The following is a 16,869-nucleotide window of genomic DNA, read 5'->3' on the forward strand; positions in this document are numbered from 1 at the left end:
CACAGACGATTCTATTTATAATTCAAGTAATAAAAAATATCCATATCGACCTAGGGGAAAGGTAGCAACGATCCCAACGTTCACTATTCAATCCCAGAATCACACTGACCCTCGGGACCGAGATTGTCGAAGAACATCACTCAACCCCGTAAACTAGAAGAATGGCTACTGTATATCTCGCCGAAACAGAACCAGATAGAAATAGCATTCTCTCGGATTGGGTTGCTTCCCAATACTGGGGATCTGATGAAGACATAGAGATCGTCGGTAGCTACCATTTTGATGACACCGAAGGCTCCATCATGCTCGAAGGGTTCATCCTGCATCAAGGTGAACGCTTCTTACACGTGCCGGTTACATACCGCCTGAAGCCCCTGGCTGGCGCTGATTCATACCTGGTTGCCGAAATGGAGCACCCAGCGGTCGGACATCTGTGGATCTACGATGCGCTCGCGGATCCTGTGGCCGTACATTTGCTCAATCTGGCGATTGCCGGAGAAATTCAGCAAGCTGTTCCGTATTTCTATAATGCCGATGGACAGTACCTGGGGTCCGAAGAGTCAAACATCACACTGATCGTGCGTGGCGAGGTTCCTGAGCCCTGGGGCCAGGTCGGTGCACACCACGTCTTATTGCCAGACCAAACCGAGAGCACCACACGACGCATCGTGGCGATGTGGGACTCTGGTCAGTCCACCATCTATGAGCTCCTGGCACCGCAACCAACCTCGGATGAGACCACCACACCAGAAGAGACCGGCTCGATCGACTAAAACCACGAGCGAAAATCAGCCCGGGCGACCGTCTCTGGCCGGACCAATGGGTAAAACGCCGATAATCTACATTATGTCATGTTGAACGTATGGCCCAGGCTGGCAGTCTTCTGAGCTCCTGCGCTGCCACTCCCCGCGGCGAGGTGTTGGCCTGCACGACCACATTCGTCCATCAGGTCCACGGCAGGGCTGCGGCGATGGCTGCGGCAGTCTCTGACGGCTCGCGGTCGGTGGTATTGACCACGTGCGCATTCGGAGGCCTGAGATGGTGCTGGCGGCTTTCCTCCACGGCCGCCGCGATCGCGGCATCCAGCGCCGCGCCGGCCAGTCCCAGTCGGTGATCGCCCTGCAGCGGCGGCCCGCCGCCCTGGGCGCTGGCGGTGATACGTTCTGCGAGAGCATCGGCGGAAGCGTCCAGCCAGAATGGCGTGAAAGGACCGCTGTCCCAGGTCTCCTCCATGGCGCGCACAGCGTGCGGATCTCCACTGACCACCACAGTTTCGGCGCCGCCTGCAGCGAGGGTTCCCACCACGGTGCGGGCGTTCTGGGCGCGCAGCGGTGCCAGTTCGGAGCTGCCGGCGCTCGGTCCGAGGAGCCCGAGCTGGTGAGCATCCAGGTAGCCCACTCCCCTACCCGCATGTGCAAGGTGCATAAACGGCTGAAAGCCGATAGTGGAGACACCGACTCCTCCCGGTCCGGTCAGCACCACCACCTCAGCGGACCCCGACGCCTCAGGAGGCACCCCAAACGCGTCTTCGAGGTCTGCAGGCCCAGACGCCGCATGCGCGAGGACCGCTGCGGTGATCTGATCAGACAGCTGCGACGGCGTCTGGTGCGTGGTGTCCAGATACAGATCAGCCGCGCTGGGCTCCAGCTCAGCCGCATACTTCACGGCATCGTCGACGAGCTCAATGAGCCAGCCGCGGCGGTGAATCCGCCCGCGCAGCGTCTCAGGGGTCGCATCCACATGCACCGCCAGCTCCCGATCCCTAGGCATATGCGGCAGCATCTGCCTCAGGTGAGCCTCATCGTCTGCGAGTCCGGCGACGATGTCCACCTGTGCGTCCCGGCGGCTGAACGTCCGGCTGAGAGTCGGAAGCGCAGCCGCTATGAGCTCAGTCTCAGAAGCGGAGACACCGCTGGCCAAACGGAGTTGATCTGCATCAATGAACGCCGCCGTCACCCCTGCGGCGTCAAAGATCAGACAGCATCCGATACCCCAGGGTTGATTTTCCGACCCCCGAGGGCCCCATCAGCCAGACAATAGGAAGCACCCTCTGATGCTACGTTGCCACCGAGCCGCACGCTCTCTGGTGGAATGGAGTTATGCCCGACTCCCCCAGCCTGCAGGGTGGCCCTGCGCACGAACCCAAGCGGCGCCACAGAAGCCGAAGCGCCTCAGGTTCTGGCATCACACCGGCCAGTGCCCTCGCAACCACAGGGATGTTCACCGCGGACGCTCTGCTCGTGCTGCTCTTCGCGGCGCTGGGCAACCGGGAGCACGATTCCGGCCTGGCCATGGGCGAGATCGTCTCCACCGCCTGGCCGTTCCTGGCCGGACTGGCCCTGGGCTGGCTGGTCACCGCCTCCTGGCGTCGTCCTGCCCAGATCTGGCCTGCCGGCGTTGTCGTACTGGCCATCACCGTCGCGGCTGGGATGATCCTGCGCCAGCTCTTCACCGCCGGCGGTGTGCAAGTCTCCTTTGTGCTGGTGACCTTAGGCGTGCTGGCACTGTTGCTGCTTGGCCGGCGAGCTGTCACCAGGCTGCTGCTCCCCCGCCGGTAGCGCACACAGGCCATCGTCATATCCGTCTGACCTGCGGAAACCTGCCACCAAACTCTGACCGCACCTCCGGCTGATGCTCAGCCGATCATAAGCTGGCTGTCGATACGGTGGCTGTGTCAGATACTAGCGGCGCGGCCGGCTGGGCCGCGCCAACCTACCGCGCTGGGTTCATCGACACCAGAAGGAGGACGTTCGGTGAAAGCAGTGACGTGGCAAGGCCCCCGAAAAGTATCCGTAGAGACAGTGCCGGATCCGGTGCTGGAGAAGCCCAAGGACGCCGTCGTGGAGATCACCTCCACCGCCATCTGCGGTTCGGACCTTCACCTCTACGAAGTCCTGGGACCATTCATGACCCCGGGAGACATCATTGGGCACGAACCCATGGGACGCGTGGTCGAAGCTGGCTCCGAGACCAATCTGCGCGTCGGCGACCGCGTGGTGATCCCCTTCCAGATCGCCTGCGGGGACTGCTTCTTCTGCAACCAGGGGCTGCAGACCCAATGTGAAACCACTCAAGTCACCGAACAGGGTTCGGGCGCCCGGCTGTTCGGCTACTCGCAGATCTACGGTGCAGTGCCCGGCGGCCAGGCCCAGTACCTGCGAGTCCCCCACGCCGACTACGGCCCCATCGTGGTCGGCGAGGAGCTCCCCGACCATCGCTACCTCTTCCTCTCCGATGTGCTGCCCACCGCATGGCACGCGGTGGCCTATGCCCAGCGCAGCGCAGGCGAGTCAGTGGCCGTCATCGGCCTGGGCCCTATCGGCCAGTTCGCCGCCCGAATCGCCAAGCATCAGGGCCTGACGGTCTACGCGATCGAACCCGAAGCCGAGCGCCGGGAGATGGCCGCCCGGCACGGCGTCCTCGTCTTTGACACCGGAGACGACTCAGTGGCGGCCATCCGCGATGCGACCCAGGGCCGCGGTCCCGACGCGGTCATCGACGCCGTCGGTATGGAAGCCCACGGAGACACCCAGTCGATGCTGGGCAAACTGGCCCAGCGTTCAGCCCAGTTCCTGCCGGAGAAGCTGAGCCAGCCGATGATGGAGAACTTCGGCATGGACCGGCTGGCAGCCCTGTACACCGCCATCGACCTGGTACGCCGCGGCGGGACCATCAGCCTCTCCGGCGTCTACGGGGGCCAGGCCTCTCCCCTGCCGATGCTCACGCTGTTCGACAAGCAGATCCAGGTCACCATGGGCCAGGCCAACGTCCGGAACTGGATTGACCAGATCCTGCCGCTGGTGGAGGACCCCGCAGACCCGCTGGGAGTCGACGACTTTGTCACTCACCGTCTTCCCCTGCACGAGGCGCCCGGCGCCTACGAGATGTTCCAGAAGAAGGAGGACGGCTGCATCAAAGTAGTCCTAGACCCCCAGGCAACCGCCTGAGAACTCCCCTCCCCCGTCCTTTCGGAGACAAGGAGACACCCGATGACGCAGGAACAGCAGGGCCCACGCACCAAACATAAGGATGACGAGTTTCCCACCGGCCAGCAGCAGGATCAGCCCGGACTGACCGGACTGACCCGGCCGGATCCCGACCACGGTGAGGACAGCTACGTGGGCCACGACAGGCTCACCGGAAAGCGCGCCCTGATCACCGGCGGCGATTCCGGCATCGGGCGGGCTGTGGCCATCGCCTTCGCCCGGGAAGGAGCCGATGTGGCCATCGTGCACCTGCCGGAGGAGACCGAGGACGCCGAGACCACCGCTTCCCACGTCCGCGAGGCAGGACGGAATGTGGCTCTCTACGCCCAGGACCTGCGGGCCGAGGGCGCCGCCGAGCAGATCGTCCGCCGCACCCTGGAGGACCTCGGCGGGATCGACGTGCTGATCCTCAACGCCGCCTACCAGCGCAAACGCGGCGGAATCGATGAGACTCCGATCGAAGAAGTGCAGAAGGTCTTCGACACCAATCTGATCTCTCACATCGCGCTGGCCAAGGAGGCCGTGCCGCACCTTCCGGAGGGCTCCTCCATCATCACCACCACCTCCATTCAGGCCGCCGGGCCGGCTCCCCCTCTGTTCGACTATGCGATGACAAAGGCCGCCCAGGTGGCGTTCACCGAGGTGCTTGCCCAGGAGCTCACCCCGAAGGGCATCCGGGTCAACGCCGTGGCGCCCGGGCCCATCTGGGCCCGCTGATCCCGGCCACCGGCTTTCCGGAGGACAAGGTGGAGTCCTTCGGCAAAGACACGCCGATGGAGCGTGCCGGCCAGTCCGCCGAGCTCGCCGGCGCCTATGTCTATCTGGCCTCCGAGGAGGCCAGTTACACCTCCGGGGCCGTCATCCCGGTCACCGGAGGCAAACCGTTCACAGGAGGATGATCACAATGGAGCAGAACAGCAGTTCCTCAGAAGACCGCTCCTCGGTCAAGGACGAGGAGCTCTATGAGAAGCTCCGCGAGGAGCAGGGCTACTCGAAAGAGAAGGGCGCCCGCATTGCCAACTCCGCCAATAAGGAGGACCGTAGCGCCCAGGGCAAAAAGGGCGGCAGCTCCCCGGAGTATGAAGACTGGACCGTCGACGAGCTGCGTGACAGGGCCAAGGAGGTCGACATCACCGGCTACTCGGATATGAACAAGGACGAACTCATCGACGCGCTGCGGAACCACTGACCATTCCGCGGTGGATCAGCGACGGCGTCGGGGCTCAGAGTCCCGGCGTCGTCGTCTGCTGTGCCTCGGAGGTGCCCGCCACCTCGCCGGGCACGGTGAAGATCTGGCCGTTGCGGGGCATACCCTCCAGCGCGGTCTCACTCGGTTCTGATGCCTGCTTCTCCCACGCCGGATCGATCGCGTCCAGAACTGCGTCGCGGAACACCATGGGAACCCCCGCGGCGGGGTCGACGGAAGCGCGGTCCATCAGCTGCACGTGCAGGTGCGGCTCAGTGGTGTTGCCGGTATTGCCCACCTCGGCGATCACCTCGCCGGCTTCCACCCGCTGACCGACCTCGACCCTCACTGAGCCGCGGCGCAGGTGCGCGTATGCGGCATAGGTGCCGTCGTCGTGCTGGATCACCACCCGGTTGCCCAACACCGCCCGGTATCCACCGATCAGCTCGCGCACGGTGCTCTCCACCACCAGCATCCACAGCAGTGCCTGCCAGGTGTTGCGTGCCCGCTGGTCACGCTGCTGGTCCGCCGCTTCGACCACGGTGCCGGCGGCCATGGCACAGACCGGCTCGCCGAAGCAGGTGAACTCCTCCGGAGGGCTGCCGCGCAGGGCGCTGCGCACCGAGCCGGGGTTGATCTGTGTGGTGAGGTCCTCTGCCACGGTCGGGTGGGAGACGTCGACGGCGAACCGCTGACCGCGTGTGACGGTGCCGTGGCTGGGCACCCCCTGACCAGGGCTGTTCACCGCCAGCCACCTCCCGCGCACCGGCGACCTCAGGGCCGCCGGCTCCCGCGGCTCGGACACCGGCGCCGTGCGGTAGAGCAGATAACCGACCAGGATGAGGCCGACGACGCCGAGCACCCAGGCCAGGCCGGCCGGCGGACTGAAAATCCCCGTCAGGTCCGCCACAATCAGCAGCAGCCCAGCCAGTATGACGATCCGCCATACCGGGCGCAGGCCAGAGATGGTTCGTCTCAATGAGTTCCTTTCATGGACGTGAGCACCCTCCTCCGGGGAACTTCCGGCCCTGACTGATGCAGAGTCTGCAGACCTCATCCGGCCCATGCGCCCGAGGTGGTCTGCACATGCGAGACTACCCGGCGGACCCGACCGTCGGACGCCAGTCGGCCGAAGTCGTGAACCCACAGGGAAGGTCCACCCTTACGGCTGACGACCGGAACCATGCGGTAGCGCGCGGCAAAGCGATCCCCCTGCCGCACGGCCTGCTCCACCTCTACCTGGTAGCTCAGACCTTTGGCGCGGGCGCGGCGAATCTGCTCTACCATCTCCGGGCCGTGCTTGACCGCGTGGTTGATACGCATTTGGCAGTCGGGGGTGTGGAAGGTATGGAAAACCTGCGCCGCATCGAGGCTCGAGTCCAGGGACTGCCGGTTGTAATCAGTCAGATAGGCAGTCACGTCCGTGGCCGGCCCGCCTTCCGGTTCGCCCGAGGTGCCGGCGGAGGCATCATCGTGCTCAATCGCCTCTGCGGGGTCCTCCCAGATATAGCGGGTCCGTTCTGTGGTGGCCTCAGCGGCGATCCTGCCCTGCGGGTCGAGCCGGTACAAGGTGAACCGTTCCGTCTCCACCTTCAGGCGCCACAGCAGATCGGTGGTGATGCTGTACCGGACTGCGGCCTCCCTGTGCCCTGCCACTGCGTCACGAATCTGAACCCGGTAGTCGGCACCGCTGCTCCGCCTTCGGCGCAGCTGGGCAAGAATCTGCTGCTGGGAGTGGGGTTTCTGGTTGAGCAGGTGTGCAGAATCCGGGCTGTGGCTGCGGCGAAGCAGCTCACTGAGATCCTCGACCCCGTCGAAGGTGCTCTTGGTGAATTCGCGGACGAACCGGACGATATTCTCACCGGGAAGCGGAAGCTGTCTGGTCTGCATCATCGTCTCCTCTGGTCTGCACGTAGTCATCTTGCCCTCTGCGGTCTCCCGTGAGGGGTCCTGCTCATGTCACGGCCGCGGTCTGCAGCTGACCCTCGGCCAATCGCCGGTAGATCTCGTCGGTCTCCATCAGGCTCGCGTGGGTGCCGGTGGCCCGGAGTCTGCCGTCCTGCATCACCAGGATCTGGTCTGCCTCCATCACGGTGGATATCCGGTGGGCGATGGTCAGCACTGCGCACTGCTGGGCCGCCTCCGCCACAGCATCGCGCAGGGCCGCCTCAGTGTCACTGTCCACATGGGCGATGGGTTCATCGAGCAGGATCACCTCGGGCTCCTGCAGCAGGGTGCGCGCGATGGCCAGCCGCTGCCGCTGACCACCGGAGAGTCCCGCGCCGCGCTCCCCAAGCTCTGTGTCCAGGCCCTGCGGCAGGGCATCGATGACGTCGGCGAGGTTCGCCTGGCGCAAAACACGGCTGATCTGGGCCTCGTCGGCGTCGGGTCGGGCGTAGACCAGGTTGTCCCGGATGGTGCCACGCAGCAGCGGGGAATCCTGCTCCACATAACCCACCAATCCGCGCAGCCGGTGCAGGTCCATAGTTGCGATGTCCTCTCCGGCTACTCTGATCGTGCCGCGGGAGGGGGTGTAGAACCGCTCAATGAGTTGGAACAGGGTGGTCTTCCCCGCACCAGAGGGTCCGACGACGGCGGAGAGACCGCGGGAGGGAATGCTGAAGGAAACATCCCGCAGCGCCGGGGTCTGCTCGTTGTAGGAGAACTGCACGGCATCGAAGGTCACTGCCGGCGCAGTGGTGTGAACGCTCCCATTCGCTTCGGCTCGACTGCGTGGCGCGTACTGCGGGGACCGAGGCTCCTGGGATGCCGGACGGTCCTCCTCCTGCGGCATCTCGCCCAGCTCGGTGACGCGCTGAATGGCAGCCCTCCCCTGCTGGATCTGCCCCACCGCCAGGAAGAGCATCACAAGCGGGGACACCAGGTAGAACAGGTACATCACGAAGGCGGTCAGGTCGGCCGGGTGCAGCTCTCCGGTGGCTACCCTGGCCATGCCCCAGGCAATCACCACAGCAAGCGATATCTGTGTGCCCACGTTCATGGCCGGTTGAAGAAGTGCCCCCAGCGCAGTGACGCGGATACCGCTGCGGCGAGCAGTTCCTGCCAGTTCGGCCAGACGCTCGGTTTCCCGGGATTCTGCCCGGGATGCTTTCACGGTGGTCAGCGCGCCGAGGACCCGCTGCAGCCCGGACCCGAAGTTGCTGGTGTGCTGCCTGTTGGCCAACGAAGCGATCCGCACCTGGCGGGCGAGCAGCAGTGCCACCACGCTGGCCCCGCCCAGGCAGGTCAGGGTAGCCACCAAGAGCTGCCAGTCGAGCCAGGCCATAAACGCTATGCCTCCGACCACCATGAATGCGGAGCTCACCAACTGAGCGATGGCTTGGGTTATGACCATGCAGGCCAAGGTGGTGTCGCCCACCATCCTGGTGAAGATGTCGCCTGTCTCCATACGCTGGAAGTCACTGATCCGGCTGCGCAGCAGCCGCCCGACCAGCAGGTGCCGAAGATCGAAGACGATGTTCTCGCCTGCACGCCCGATCAAGTACGCATTGGCCGCCGAGAGTGCCGCGTCCAGAGCGAAGAGGATCACAATGATGGTCAGCGGCACGGTGATGGGCTCACCCTCGGAGACTGCCCGGATCAGCAGCCCTATGAACAGCGGCTGAGCCAGCGCTGCGCAGGCGCCCAGCAGGCCGAGGACGATGCCGATGATCAGCAGCACCCGGTGTCCGGCGATGATGTGGGGGAAGTTCATGATGTCCTCTTATAGCTCGCGATAAACAGCAATCCAGCTTCCTGGTAGGGATTCCCCATGGCGTCGGCCCACAGCCCGTCCCGAACCAGACCCGCGCTCGCGGCATAGCTGTCCACCTCTTCGGGAGTCAGCAGTCGCAGCACCTCGGTGCCGATGCGGTGAGTCCCATCGGCTTCGTACCAGATCTGAGAGCAGTGCCAAAGATCGTCGGGAAGCAGAGTCGCATAGGTCTGCAGCCCCGTGTTGGGCTCCGGGTAGGGAGCGAACAACGAGGTTCGTGTGGAACCTTCGTGCAGCGCCACACAGCCGGGCCGATTATGCGTCTCGATGATCAGGCGTCCCCCAGGGGCCAGCAGTTCGGCTGCCCGTAGCATGCTCTCTTCCTGGGCCTGCTGGTCCAATTGGAGCGCCAGCGCTGAGCACACGATGTAGACCAGACCGTAGCGGCGGTCCTCCGAATAGGTGCGCATGTCCCCCAGCACCGGGCGGACCGTCGCTTCGTCACACTCCTGGCGCAGACCCTCCAGCATCAGCTCGGAGCAGTCCACTCCGACGACCTGCCCCACATGGCGTGCCAGTGGTGCGGCGATCCGGCCGGTTCCCACCCCCATCTCCAGGGTGCCGGCAGTGGGATCGGGATGGTGGCGCGCCAGGAAATCCACCAGGATCTGAGCTGAAGCGTCCTTGGGGAAGATCCTGTCGTACCAGCCTGCAAACTTCGGCGTAGCCGATGTCCTGCACTGTCGTAGTCACTGTGTCCGTCCTTCCTCAACGGCCGCGCCGTCGCCGCTTCTGCGGTTCATGGGATGGGGATCAGGGCGCGCTCGCCGGAGGCGTCCATGGGCACATACGGCGAGACGAAGAGAATCTCGGGCTCCTCCTCGTGATCGTGCCCGCTGGCTCGCACCATCGAAATTTGGAAGCCCTTGATCGAACTCACGTCTGACGAGCTCTCGCGGATCTCGCGCCGGATGAACTCGACCAGCAGCCGGTAGGAGGCGGTGGACTTGATGGCATCGAACCCTTTGTCCATGCGCTGCAGGATCTCACTGCAGACGTCGAACACCGCCTTTTCGCTGCGGCGACTGGCGAACCAGATGGCCTGGTGCATCTTCCGGTCGGCAATCAGCTCGATATCACGCCATCGCGACGTGTTTCCTTCCACGTCCAGGGTCCGGTACAGATAGTGATAGTCGTGGGTGGCAGGATTCGGAGCGAAGAACTTCCAGTTCGGCAGAACAGAGAAGTGGTCGCGCACCTGTATGCGGTTGAACACAGGGTTGGGATGCTGGGTGGCTAGAGTGGCCACCAGCATCGCGGAGGCACCGATTCGGGCAGCGGCGCCGGGTCCGGTGAACAGAGACTTCAATGTGGATGCGGGTTTCATACCTGGGCTTCCTCGCTTTCCAGTGTCTTGGCGGGTGCATCCTCGGCGAGCGACTCCGCGTCCGCAGAATGGTCGACACCGCCGACGTGGATTCCGCAGTGCTCCTGCAGGAAAGCGATGATCCGGGCGGCAGCCAGATGGGCGTGACGGGCATTGGTGAGGATGCTGTCGTGGTCGGCTCCTTCGATAACACTGACCTCATGGCTGCCCGAGGCATCCTGATGGGACTTCGCCAGCTCGTGGTACATCAGGAGCTGCTCAGGATCCCGGTCCACGGTATTTTGGGCAGCGAGAACCAGACCTGGAATCTTCAGGGCGGGCATCTCGGCGTCATACTCACGGAACTCTTTCTCCACGGCGCGCCATTCGCGTGCGGCAGCCCTCCACAGCCGGGCGTCAGAGTACTGAGCGTAGACCTTGTCCCGGTAGGCGAGGGGCAGGCTGTCCAACCACCGGGGCCGGCTCATCAGAACGCCGGTTCCCAGTCGCAGCGCCCATGCCGCGGTGGTCAGGGCGCCTTGCAGGTTCCGGGCCCCGAGGCTCTGAGCCTCCGAGCGCTGGAACTCCGCGGGATGGGAGGGGTCCAGATACACCACCCCAGCCAGGCGCTCTGGGGCAACCTGGCCGGCAGCTCGGCGCGCGAACTCTCCACCCAGGGAGTGTCCGACCAGGACGACTTTGCGGTCGTTCAGCGCGGTGACGGTGTGGATCAGATCCACCAAGTCGTCCACAGATTCATGGAGGATATAGTCCCGACGGCAGTACCGCTGACTGCCGGCGTAGCCCGCCCGGGCGTAGACGATGAGGCCGCAGTCCGTCTCGGTGATCATCTTTTCGCTGATCCAGGCAAAGTGCTCTGAGGTAGAGGCAAGCCCAGTGCAGAACAGCAGGATCGGTGAGTCGCCGTCGTGCGTTCCTCCCGATTCGAACTGTAGCTGGTTCCCGTGACGGGTGGTGATGATCCGGGAAGTATCCCACCCCTGGAGTGTCTTCATGCGCTTCTGGGCGGCTACTGCGCCGGAATACGCAATCGCACCGGCCAGCACTGTCAGCGCGGTGCGAACCAATCTGTCGTCCCGATCAGCGGCTTCCGGCAGAGACTTGGGCATTGCGGTGTAGGCCACGAATGGGTGCATGGATGGGAACGCTGTCATGAAGCGACCCAGCCCCATGACGAATCCGTTGACCACATGGAAGCTCGCCGCTGACGCGAGGAAGGGCCGCACCAGCCTGCCCGAGCCGATGTAGACCAGCGGGAAGAGGCATTCCATGGCCAGTACTGCATGCTGGGCATAGCGTGAGGCTCGTGGGTGCTGCTTCGCCCAGCGGTAAACCTTCTCGAATCCGTAGGTCTTGGTGCGCATCACTCCTGGCAGGGCTTCACCGTTGCGCCATTTGTCGCCCAGCAGCTTCACCCAGCCGGAGGCCGCGTAGGAGAGGTTCGCCTGGATTGCGATGTACCACAGCAGAGCGTCTCTGGTCTGTGTGGAGGTGCTCAGCCGTGCAGCTCCGGCTGCGGTCTGGACCAGCAGGGAGACCTGATCGGATCCGTCAGTGCCGAACCGGTGCCGCGGATAGAGGATGGCCGTCATGCCCCCGAGGGCAAGGTTTCCTGCTCCGCGCCAGCGGCTATTGCCTGGCAGCATCATTGCCACGCTGAGGGCGGCGCGGGCTGTCTGCAGACCCAGGGTGACCTTGCGCCGTCCGATGACGTCCAGCACTGAGCGGAACAGCGGGTTGTTGACTGCCTCCTCGGAGCGCATGATGTCCCAGTCGTTGAGGCCGCCCTTGTCCAGGTGGCGACGCTGGCTGAGGTATTCCAGGGAGGAGGTCAGGGTGGTAGCGGCCACGAGCCGTTCAGAGATGCCCAGGGCGCGATCCCGGGTCAGCGGAATCGGACTGAAAACGGCAGAGAAGATCTTTCGGACCAGTTTCACGGGATGTCCTTCTGAAGCAGAGTGCGTGTGAGGGGTAGAGGGTTGTGGGGACGCAGTTGCGTGCACCCCCACAACCCTCCGGAAAGACCTGATCAGCAAGGGGTGCCTGCTGACCAGTTGCGAGCCCCGAGCAGGGGGTCAGCCGTTGGCTCCGGCATGCTCACGCCCCATGTCATAGGCCTGCAGCGTGATCCATGCGTATCCGGCGGCGCCGACGAACGCTGCCGGGGTCGCCATGACCGGGTCGAGCCCCGGGTTGCGCATTGAACTGTGCTCGCTCAGCTGCGGCTCAGTTTCCCTCTCAACCTTTTCGATTATGTGTTCCACTTATACTTCCCTTCACGAGTATTAATTCACGCGTAGCACTAATTCAAGGCGCAACTTCACGGCGCATGAATTAGTACAAATTTGAAGGACCTCGCCTGCAGTGGGCTCAGTTGACGACTCGGCCCACTGTGTAGGCGGCACCCACACCGGTGACTCCAGCGGCAGCGGCACCGACCACCTTCTTGCCGAGCAGAGCGCCAACCACGGCGGCCGGCGTTGCCATGACAGGGCTAGCTTCCCGACGGAAACCGCTCTTGAGCTCTCCCAGGTCCTGGCTGTTTACGAAATCAGCGACTCTTGTTGACACGTTGGTCCCCAATCCTCACTCTTAGAGTAATTCAAATTTTTACGATGTTTCCTGTGGCCAATGCAGCTGCATTATGGATCCAGTGGCGACACAGGACGTTACACAGGACCTGAACAGGCGCCAAGATTCACCTCAATTTTCTGCGCAAACTCTTACTGTGTGTTGAGGTCGCGTTAAGCTCGCAAAATCTTTCTGAGCACACGCAGGCCAATTCTGCTGTCCGCCGATGCGGCTCATACTTGCCGTTTCCAGGGCGAACGAGGCCGCACTGTCCCTAGTCCAACGGCAATGGGTTGAGGTGGGAGACTGCCAGGTGCCCGCCCCGGGAATCGAGGTAGTACAGCTGAGCAACCACCGGAAGGTCGGAGCTGAGCACCATCCCATAGGGAGCATCCAGAAGCACGGCCTGCGGGTCTATGAGATCGTTGATCCTCTGGTGCAGCACCCGGCGGGCCGGCACTGTCAGCTCAAAAGGACCCACCGGCTCCTGATCCTGGTAGTAGATCATCAGCTGCAGGCAGGCATCGTCGTCGCCGGTGTTCAGCAGGCAGAGCGTATTGCGGCTGGTGAACTCCGGTTCTGAGCCCGTGGACTGGCTGGGGGCGAATCCGGCGGAGAACACCCAGTGAGTCCGCCCCAGCGCTGCTCCCGGTTCAGGACCGCCTTGACGGCGTCGTCCGGCAAACGCCATCAGATCGCCTCCTCTCCGAGGATCTCGCGCAGGTAGCCGTTGAGCAGTACGCTCTGGGGGTCCATCTGCCGCCGGATCTGCTGGAAGCTCTCCCATTCGGGGTACATCTCTGCCAGCTGCGGCGCTTTCAGGGTGTGCTTCTTTCCCCAGTGAGGGCGGCCTCCGCAGTCCCAGAAGATCGGCTCGATATCGTCGAAGTAGTCCTTGTACGGCAACGTGTGGTTCTGCAGCAGCGCGATGGTCATAGTGGGGCGGCCGTGAGCATTGGAGAGCATCGCGTCATCGGCGGCTATCGTGCGCACCAGCACCCGCCAGCCCACCTGGGCCCGGTGCCCGGACTTGATGCGCTCCCGAATCTGCTGGAAGGCGGCCAGCTGCGTGTCGAGCGGGAGCATGTACTCCATCTCCTCGAACTTCAGCATCCGGTCGTTGGGGATGATCTGGTAGTTAGGACCGGTCTGGTCGGTCTTCAGCCTCCCCGGCGGCGTTATCTCCGGCTCCTGACCCGGCTTGTTGAGCATGCGGACTTGGGCGAGGTCGCTGCGCGGGTACCAGTAGAAGTCCACGCTGCGGTTGGTCTCGATCAGCTCGGCGAAGTGCTCCAACACCCAATCGATATGGGTGATCCAGTTCTGCCGGTGCAGCTGGTGGGCCTCCTCCAGCTGCAGGGTCAGTGAGGTGAGGATCCCCAGCGCACCGAGGGAGACCTGTGCCGCGCGCACCAGGGGATCGGCGACGCCGGCATCTGCGTCGACGCCGAAGGGGACTTCCTCCCCCAGGCCGTTGACCAGCCGGCCGCCGATCATAGTGGAGGACAGATTGCCCAGGGTGTTCCCTGACCGAGGAGGAGGCCGCCAAAGTGCAGGGCCAGGACCTCGGCTCAGCCTCGAAGGACCTCTATGAGGCCATCGAGCGCGGCGACTATCCACAGTGGGACCTCTACGTCCAGCTGATGGAGGACCATGACCATCCGGAGCTGGAGTGGGATCCGCTGGACGACACCAAGATCTGGCCGGAGAACGACTTCCCGCTGCGGCATGTGGGCACCATGACGCTGAACCGCAACGTGGAGGACTTCCACAATGAGAGCGAACAGATCGCCATGGGCACCGGCGTGCTGGTGGACGGTCTGGACTTCTCCGATGACAAGATGCTCGTCGGCCGGACCTTCAGCTACTCCGACACCCAGCGCTACCGGGTGGGCCCGAACTACCTGCAGCTGCCGGTGAACCAGCCCAAGGGAGTCAAGGGGCGGGTGCACACCAACCAGCGCGGCGGCGAGATGAGCTACTCAGTGGACCTAGCCCCCGGGCAGAACCCGCACGTCAACTACGAGCCGAGCCTGCACAACGGGCTCACCGAGGCCGAGGCCAAGCCCAACAACCCCGCCGCAGGTCACCGGCCGGCTCACCGCCTCCAACCTGGAGCGCACCAACGACTACCTGCACGCCCGCGGCAGGTGCAACACCATGAACGACTGGGAGCGCGACGAGCTGGTCAAGGTCATGGGCACCATGCTCTCCGACCGCGAGCCGTCAGAGACTGCCGCAGCCATCGCCGCAGCCCTGCCGTGGACCTGATGGACGAATGTGGTCGTGCAGGCCAACACCTCGCCGCGGGGAGTGGCAGCGCAGGAGCTCAGAAGACTGCCAGCCTGGGCCATACGTTCAACATGACATAATAGATTATCGGCGTTTTATCGGAAGGACCCCTTTGTCTATGTCAGCGTCGAAAGAAACATCCCGCGCCTCCTACCCCAGTCTCACGCTGGGTACCGCCCACTTTCACGCAACTCATCCGGCCATCATTGCCCCGCTGATGGGTACGAGCCGTCAGCAGATTCTGGCTCAGGCAGAATCAATGCGCCAACATCCGGATTCTTCTGCGGTGTCGGTTATCGAGTGGCGCGTTGATTTCTACAGAAAACACGGCCAGCCTTTGAAGGTCGCAACCGTCTATCAAGAACTGATTGAACTCTTTGACTCAGTTCCGGTACTAGCCACCTTACGCACCAGCGCTGAAGGTGGCCAGGCCGCGATCAGCGATGAAACTTATCTTGAGGTCGTCACCGCGCTGGCCTCGACGCCGGGGGCGATTGTTATTGATGTTGAAACGGCGCGGACCACTGCTCGTGAAGCCCTCCAACAACTCCAGGCCAACCAGGTGGCCGCTGTGGGTTCGTACCACGACTTTGAGCAGACACCGTCGACCTTTGACATTCTGGACCGCTTACAAAGCATGGGTCGCGAGGGCTATGATCTGGCAAAAATCGCGGTCACCCCCACATCGCCTGCAGATGTGATCCGTATCAACGAAGCCACCTATCAGGCTGCTTCTGTCCTCGCACAGCCGGTAATCACCGTAGCTATGGGTCCATTAGGGATCGGATCCCGACTGGCCGGCGGGGTTTTCGGCAGTGCCGCTACCTTTGCGTCTTTAGAGGCTGCCTCGGCCCCGGGCCAAATCCCCGTACACTTGGTCGCAGAGGTCGCACAGGCTATCTATAGCGAGACGAGGAATCTCAAGGAATCAGCACCATGACCCAGACAGCCCACTCCCCTTCATCGACCGTGACATCCACCGAAACTACTCCTCCGGGAGCTCGGTGGCGTCCGTATGTTGCGGTGGTGATTGATCTGGCACTCGTGACAGGATTTGCCGCCCTAGGCATGCGCTCCCATGAGCAAGACGTCACTGGCGCCGAACTGTTTCGGGTGGCCACCCCCTTTGCATTGGCCTGCCTGTTTGCCAGCGTGATGACGGGGTTTTGGCGTAGTTGGCAGCGCCTCTGGCCTGCTGGGATCGTGGTATGGCTTTCGACGGTGTTTATTGGAGTTGCTCTACGCGTCTTGATTTTCACCGACGGGTCACATTGGAGTTTCGTGACGGTCTCACTGCTCGTGGTGGGGATGCTGTTGCTGGGTCGCCGAGGAATCTCGCAGTTGATCAGCTTTGCCCTCACCAATTCCCCACGGAGTAACCCGACAGCAGGCTAAACTGGGATCGATCAGCCATGAGCTGGCAGACACTGAAGGAGACAACGTTATGGTGACAGCGTTCGTGATGATTAAAACCGACACGAACCGTATTCCGGAGATTGCAACCAAGCTCGCCGATAAAGATGGTGTCGCTCAGGTGTACTCGGTGACCGGATCCTGGGACTTGGTAGCCATTGTGCGTGTTCGCGAATTCAACGACCTCGAAGATTTGATCTCCGATCGTCTCTCCAAGGTTCAGGGCATTGTTGATACAGAGACGATGTTGGCGTTTCGCGCCTACTCCCAGCACGACCTCGAAGAAGGTTTCGCGCTGGGATACGAGTAGCAGAACGCA

General features: G+C 63.2%; 19 protein-coding genes and 1 pseudogene. 9 read left to right on the forward strand and 11 right to left on the reverse strand.

Features of this window, described 5'->3' with window-relative positions:
* The first annotated feature begins 161 nt into the window (after positions 1-161).
* Positions 162-773 (forward strand): hypothetical protein, encoded by a 612-nt coding sequence (locus tag DCC24_RS02625; protein WP_110098355.1) that lies wholly within the window; start codon positions 162-164, stop codon positions 771-773.
* Positions 774-945: 172 nt separating this feature from the next.
* Here DCC24_RS02625 and DCC24_RS02630 read toward each other — a convergent pair whose 3' ends face one another.
* Positions 946-1,830, reverse strand: a complete 885-nt coding sequence (locus DCC24_RS02630; RefSeq protein WP_199446177.1) for a hypothetical protein — start codon at positions 1,828-1,830, stop codon at positions 946-948.
* Positions 1,831-2,099: 269 nt separating this feature from the next.
* Here DCC24_RS02630 and DCC24_RS02635 point away from each other — a divergent pair, with 269 nt between their 5' ends.
* The 4 genes and pseudogenes from DCC24_RS02635 (at position 2,100) to DCC24_RS02650 (ending at position 5,175) form a co-directional block, all read left to right on the forward strand.
* The gene (locus DCC24_RS02635) at positions 2,100-2,558 is read left to right on the forward strand and encodes a DUF3054 domain-containing protein (protein ID WP_199446179.1); all 459 of its coding nucleotides are present in this window, start codon (positions 2,100-2,102) and stop codon (positions 2,556-2,558) included.
* Positions 2,559-2,753: 195 nt separating this feature from the next.
* Positions 2,754-3,947, forward strand: a complete 1,194-nt coding sequence (locus DCC24_RS02640; RefSeq protein WP_110098356.1) for an alcohol dehydrogenase catalytic domain-containing protein — start codon at positions 2,754-2,756, stop codon at positions 3,945-3,947.
* A 42-nt stretch (positions 3,948-3,989) separates the two neighbouring features.
* Positions 3,990-4,885: pseudogene (locus DCC24_RS02645) on the forward strand (SDR family oxidoreductase).
* Positions 4,882-5,175 (forward strand): Rho termination factor N-terminal domain-containing protein, encoded by a 294-nt coding sequence (locus DCC24_RS02650; RefSeq protein WP_233491951.1) that lies wholly within the window; start codon positions 4,882-4,884, stop codon positions 5,173-5,175. The pseudogene DCC24_RS02645 and the gene DCC24_RS02650 overlap by 4 nt, the downstream one beginning before the upstream one ends.
* 34 nt (positions 5,176-5,209) lie before the next feature.
* On the opposite strand, the gene DCC24_RS02655 is transcribed toward DCC24_RS02650, so the two are convergent.
* From DCC24_RS02655 to DCC24_RS02695, 10 genes are all read right to left on the reverse strand, one after another.
* Entirely contained in the window at positions 5,210-6,151 is a 942-nt protein-coding gene (locus tag DCC24_RS02655; RefSeq protein WP_158278463.1) for a M23 family metallopeptidase, read from the reverse strand.
* A gap of 74 nt (positions 6,152-6,225) precedes the next feature.
* Entirely contained in the window at positions 6,226-7,065 is an 840-nt protein-coding gene (locus tag DCC24_RS02660; RefSeq protein WP_146206257.1) for a nuclear transport factor 2 family protein, read from the reverse strand.
* A 61-nt stretch (positions 7,066-7,126) separates the two neighbouring features.
* Positions 7,127-8,887, reverse strand: a complete 1,761-nt coding sequence (locus DCC24_RS02665) for an ABC transporter ATP-binding protein (RefSeq protein WP_110098359.1) — start codon at positions 8,885-8,887, stop codon at positions 7,127-7,129.
* Positions 8,884-9,549, reverse strand: a complete 666-nt coding sequence (locus tag DCC24_RS02670) for a bifunctional 2-polyprenyl-6-hydroxyphenol methylase/3-demethylubiquinol 3-O-methyltransferase UbiG (RefSeq protein WP_199446181.1) — start codon at positions 9,547-9,549, stop codon at positions 8,884-8,886. Before DCC24_RS02670 ends, DCC24_RS02665 begins: the two co-directional genes overlap by 4 nt.
* 137 nt (positions 9,550-9,686) lie before the next feature.
* Entirely contained in the window at positions 9,687-10,274 is a 588-nt protein-coding gene (locus DCC24_RS02675) for a hypothetical protein (protein WP_110098360.1), read from the reverse strand.
* Positions 10,271-12,211, reverse strand: a complete 1,941-nt coding sequence (locus tag DCC24_RS02680; RefSeq protein WP_110098361.1) for an alpha/beta fold hydrolase — start codon at positions 12,209-12,211, stop codon at positions 10,271-10,273. The genes DCC24_RS02675 and DCC24_RS02680 overlap by 4 nt, the downstream gene beginning before the upstream one ends.
* A 138-nt stretch (positions 12,212-12,349) precedes the next feature.
* A complete protein-coding gene (locus DCC24_RS02685; protein WP_110098362.1) occupies positions 12,350-12,538 on the reverse strand; it encodes a hypothetical protein in 189 nt (62 codons plus the stop codon).
* Positions 12,539-12,644: 106 nt separating this feature from the next.
* Complete coding sequence (locus DCC24_RS11940) at positions 12,645-12,845, reverse strand: hypothetical protein (protein WP_146206258.1); 201 nt, start codon at positions 12,843-12,845, stop codon at positions 12,645-12,647.
* Between the two features lie 274 nt (positions 12,846-13,119).
* Positions 13,120-13,536 (reverse strand): sensory rhodopsin transducer, encoded by a 417-nt coding sequence (locus DCC24_RS02690; RefSeq protein ID WP_110098363.1) that lies wholly within the window; start codon positions 13,534-13,536, stop codon positions 13,120-13,122.
* Complete coding sequence (locus DCC24_RS02695; protein ID WP_110098364.1) at positions 13,536-14,342, reverse strand: D-arabinono-1,4-lactone oxidase; 807 nt, start codon at positions 14,340-14,342, stop codon at positions 13,536-13,538. Before DCC24_RS02695 ends, DCC24_RS02690 begins: the two co-directional genes overlap by 1 nt.
* Before the next feature lie 53 nt (positions 14,343-14,395).
* Here DCC24_RS02695 and DCC24_RS02700 point away from each other — a divergent pair, with 53 nt between their 5' ends.
* Genes DCC24_RS02700 through DCC24_RS02715 form a run of 4 tightly spaced genes read left to right on the forward strand, consistent with a single transcriptional unit; the run spans position 14,396 to position 16,860 of the window.
* Positions 14,396-15,217 (forward strand): catalase, encoded by an 822-nt coding sequence (locus tag DCC24_RS02700; protein WP_199223094.1) that lies wholly within the window; start codon positions 14,396-14,398, stop codon positions 15,215-15,217.
* 38 nt (positions 15,218-15,255) lie between these two features.
* Positions 15,256-16,077 (forward strand): type I 3-dehydroquinate dehydratase, encoded by an 822-nt coding sequence (gene aroD / locus DCC24_RS02705; RefSeq protein ID WP_158278462.1) that lies wholly within the window; start codon positions 15,256-15,258, stop codon positions 16,075-16,077.
* Positions 16,074-16,532: a DUF3054 domain-containing protein gene (locus tag DCC24_RS02710; RefSeq protein ID WP_110098366.1), complete on the forward strand. Its 459-nt coding sequence runs from the start codon at positions 16,074-16,076 to the stop codon at positions 16,530-16,532. Before aroD ends, DCC24_RS02710 begins: the two co-directional genes overlap by 4 nt.
* Positions 16,533-16,581: 49 nt before the next feature.
* Entirely contained in the window at positions 16,582-16,860 is a 279-nt protein-coding gene (locus DCC24_RS02715; RefSeq protein WP_110098367.1) for an Lrp/AsnC family transcriptional regulator, read from the forward strand.
* Positions 16,861-16,869: the final 9 nt, after the last annotated feature.

The organism is Auritidibacter sp. NML100628 (genome assembly GCF_003185985.1).
Taxonomy (GTDB): domain Bacteria; phylum Actinomycetota; class Actinomycetes; order Actinomycetales; family Micrococcaceae; genus Auritidibacter; species Auritidibacter ignavus.

Bases quoted from the DNA above. Each gene is read 5' to 3' on its own strand.
- DCC24_RS02625 (WP_110098355.1), top strand. From the start codon at position 162: ATGGCTACTGTATATCTCGCCGAAACAGAACCAGATAGAAATAGCATT.
- DCC24_RS02635 (WP_199446179.1), top strand. From the start codon at position 2,100: ATGCCCGACTCCCCCAGCCTGCAGGGTGGCCCTGCGCACGAACCCAAG.
- DCC24_RS02650 (WP_233491951.1), top strand. From the start codon at position 4,882: ATGATCACAATGGAGCAGAACAGCAGTTCCTCAGAAGACCGCTCCTCG.
- DCC24_RS02660 (WP_146206257.1), bottom strand. From the start codon at position 7,065: ATGATGCAGACCAGACAGCTTCCGCTTCCCGGTGAGAATATCGTCCGG.
- DCC24_RS02665 (WP_110098359.1), bottom strand. From the start codon at position 8,887: ATGAACTTCCCCCACATCATCGCCGGACACCGGGTGCTGCTGATCATC.
- DCC24_RS02675 (WP_110098360.1), bottom strand. From the start codon at position 10,274: ATGAAACCCGCATCCACATTGAAGTCTCTGTTCACCGGACCCGGCGCC.
- DCC24_RS02690 (WP_110098363.1), bottom strand. From the start codon at position 13,536: ATGGCGTTTGCCGGACGACGCCGTCAAGGCGGTCCTGAACCGGGAGCA.
- DCC24_RS02695 (WP_110098364.1), bottom strand. From the start codon at position 14,342: ATGATCGGCGGCCGGCTGGTCAACGGCCTGGGGGAGGAAGTCCCCTTC.
- aroD (WP_158278462.1), top strand. From the start codon at position 15,256: ATGTCAGCGTCGAAAGAAACATCCCGCGCCTCCTACCCCAGTCTCACG.
- DCC24_RS02710 (WP_110098366.1), top strand. From the start codon at position 16,074: ATGACCCAGACAGCCCACTCCCCTTCATCGACCGTGACATCCACCGAA.
- DCC24_RS02715 (WP_110098367.1), top strand. From the start codon at position 16,582: ATGGTGACAGCGTTCGTGATGATTAAAACCGACACGAACCGTATTCCG.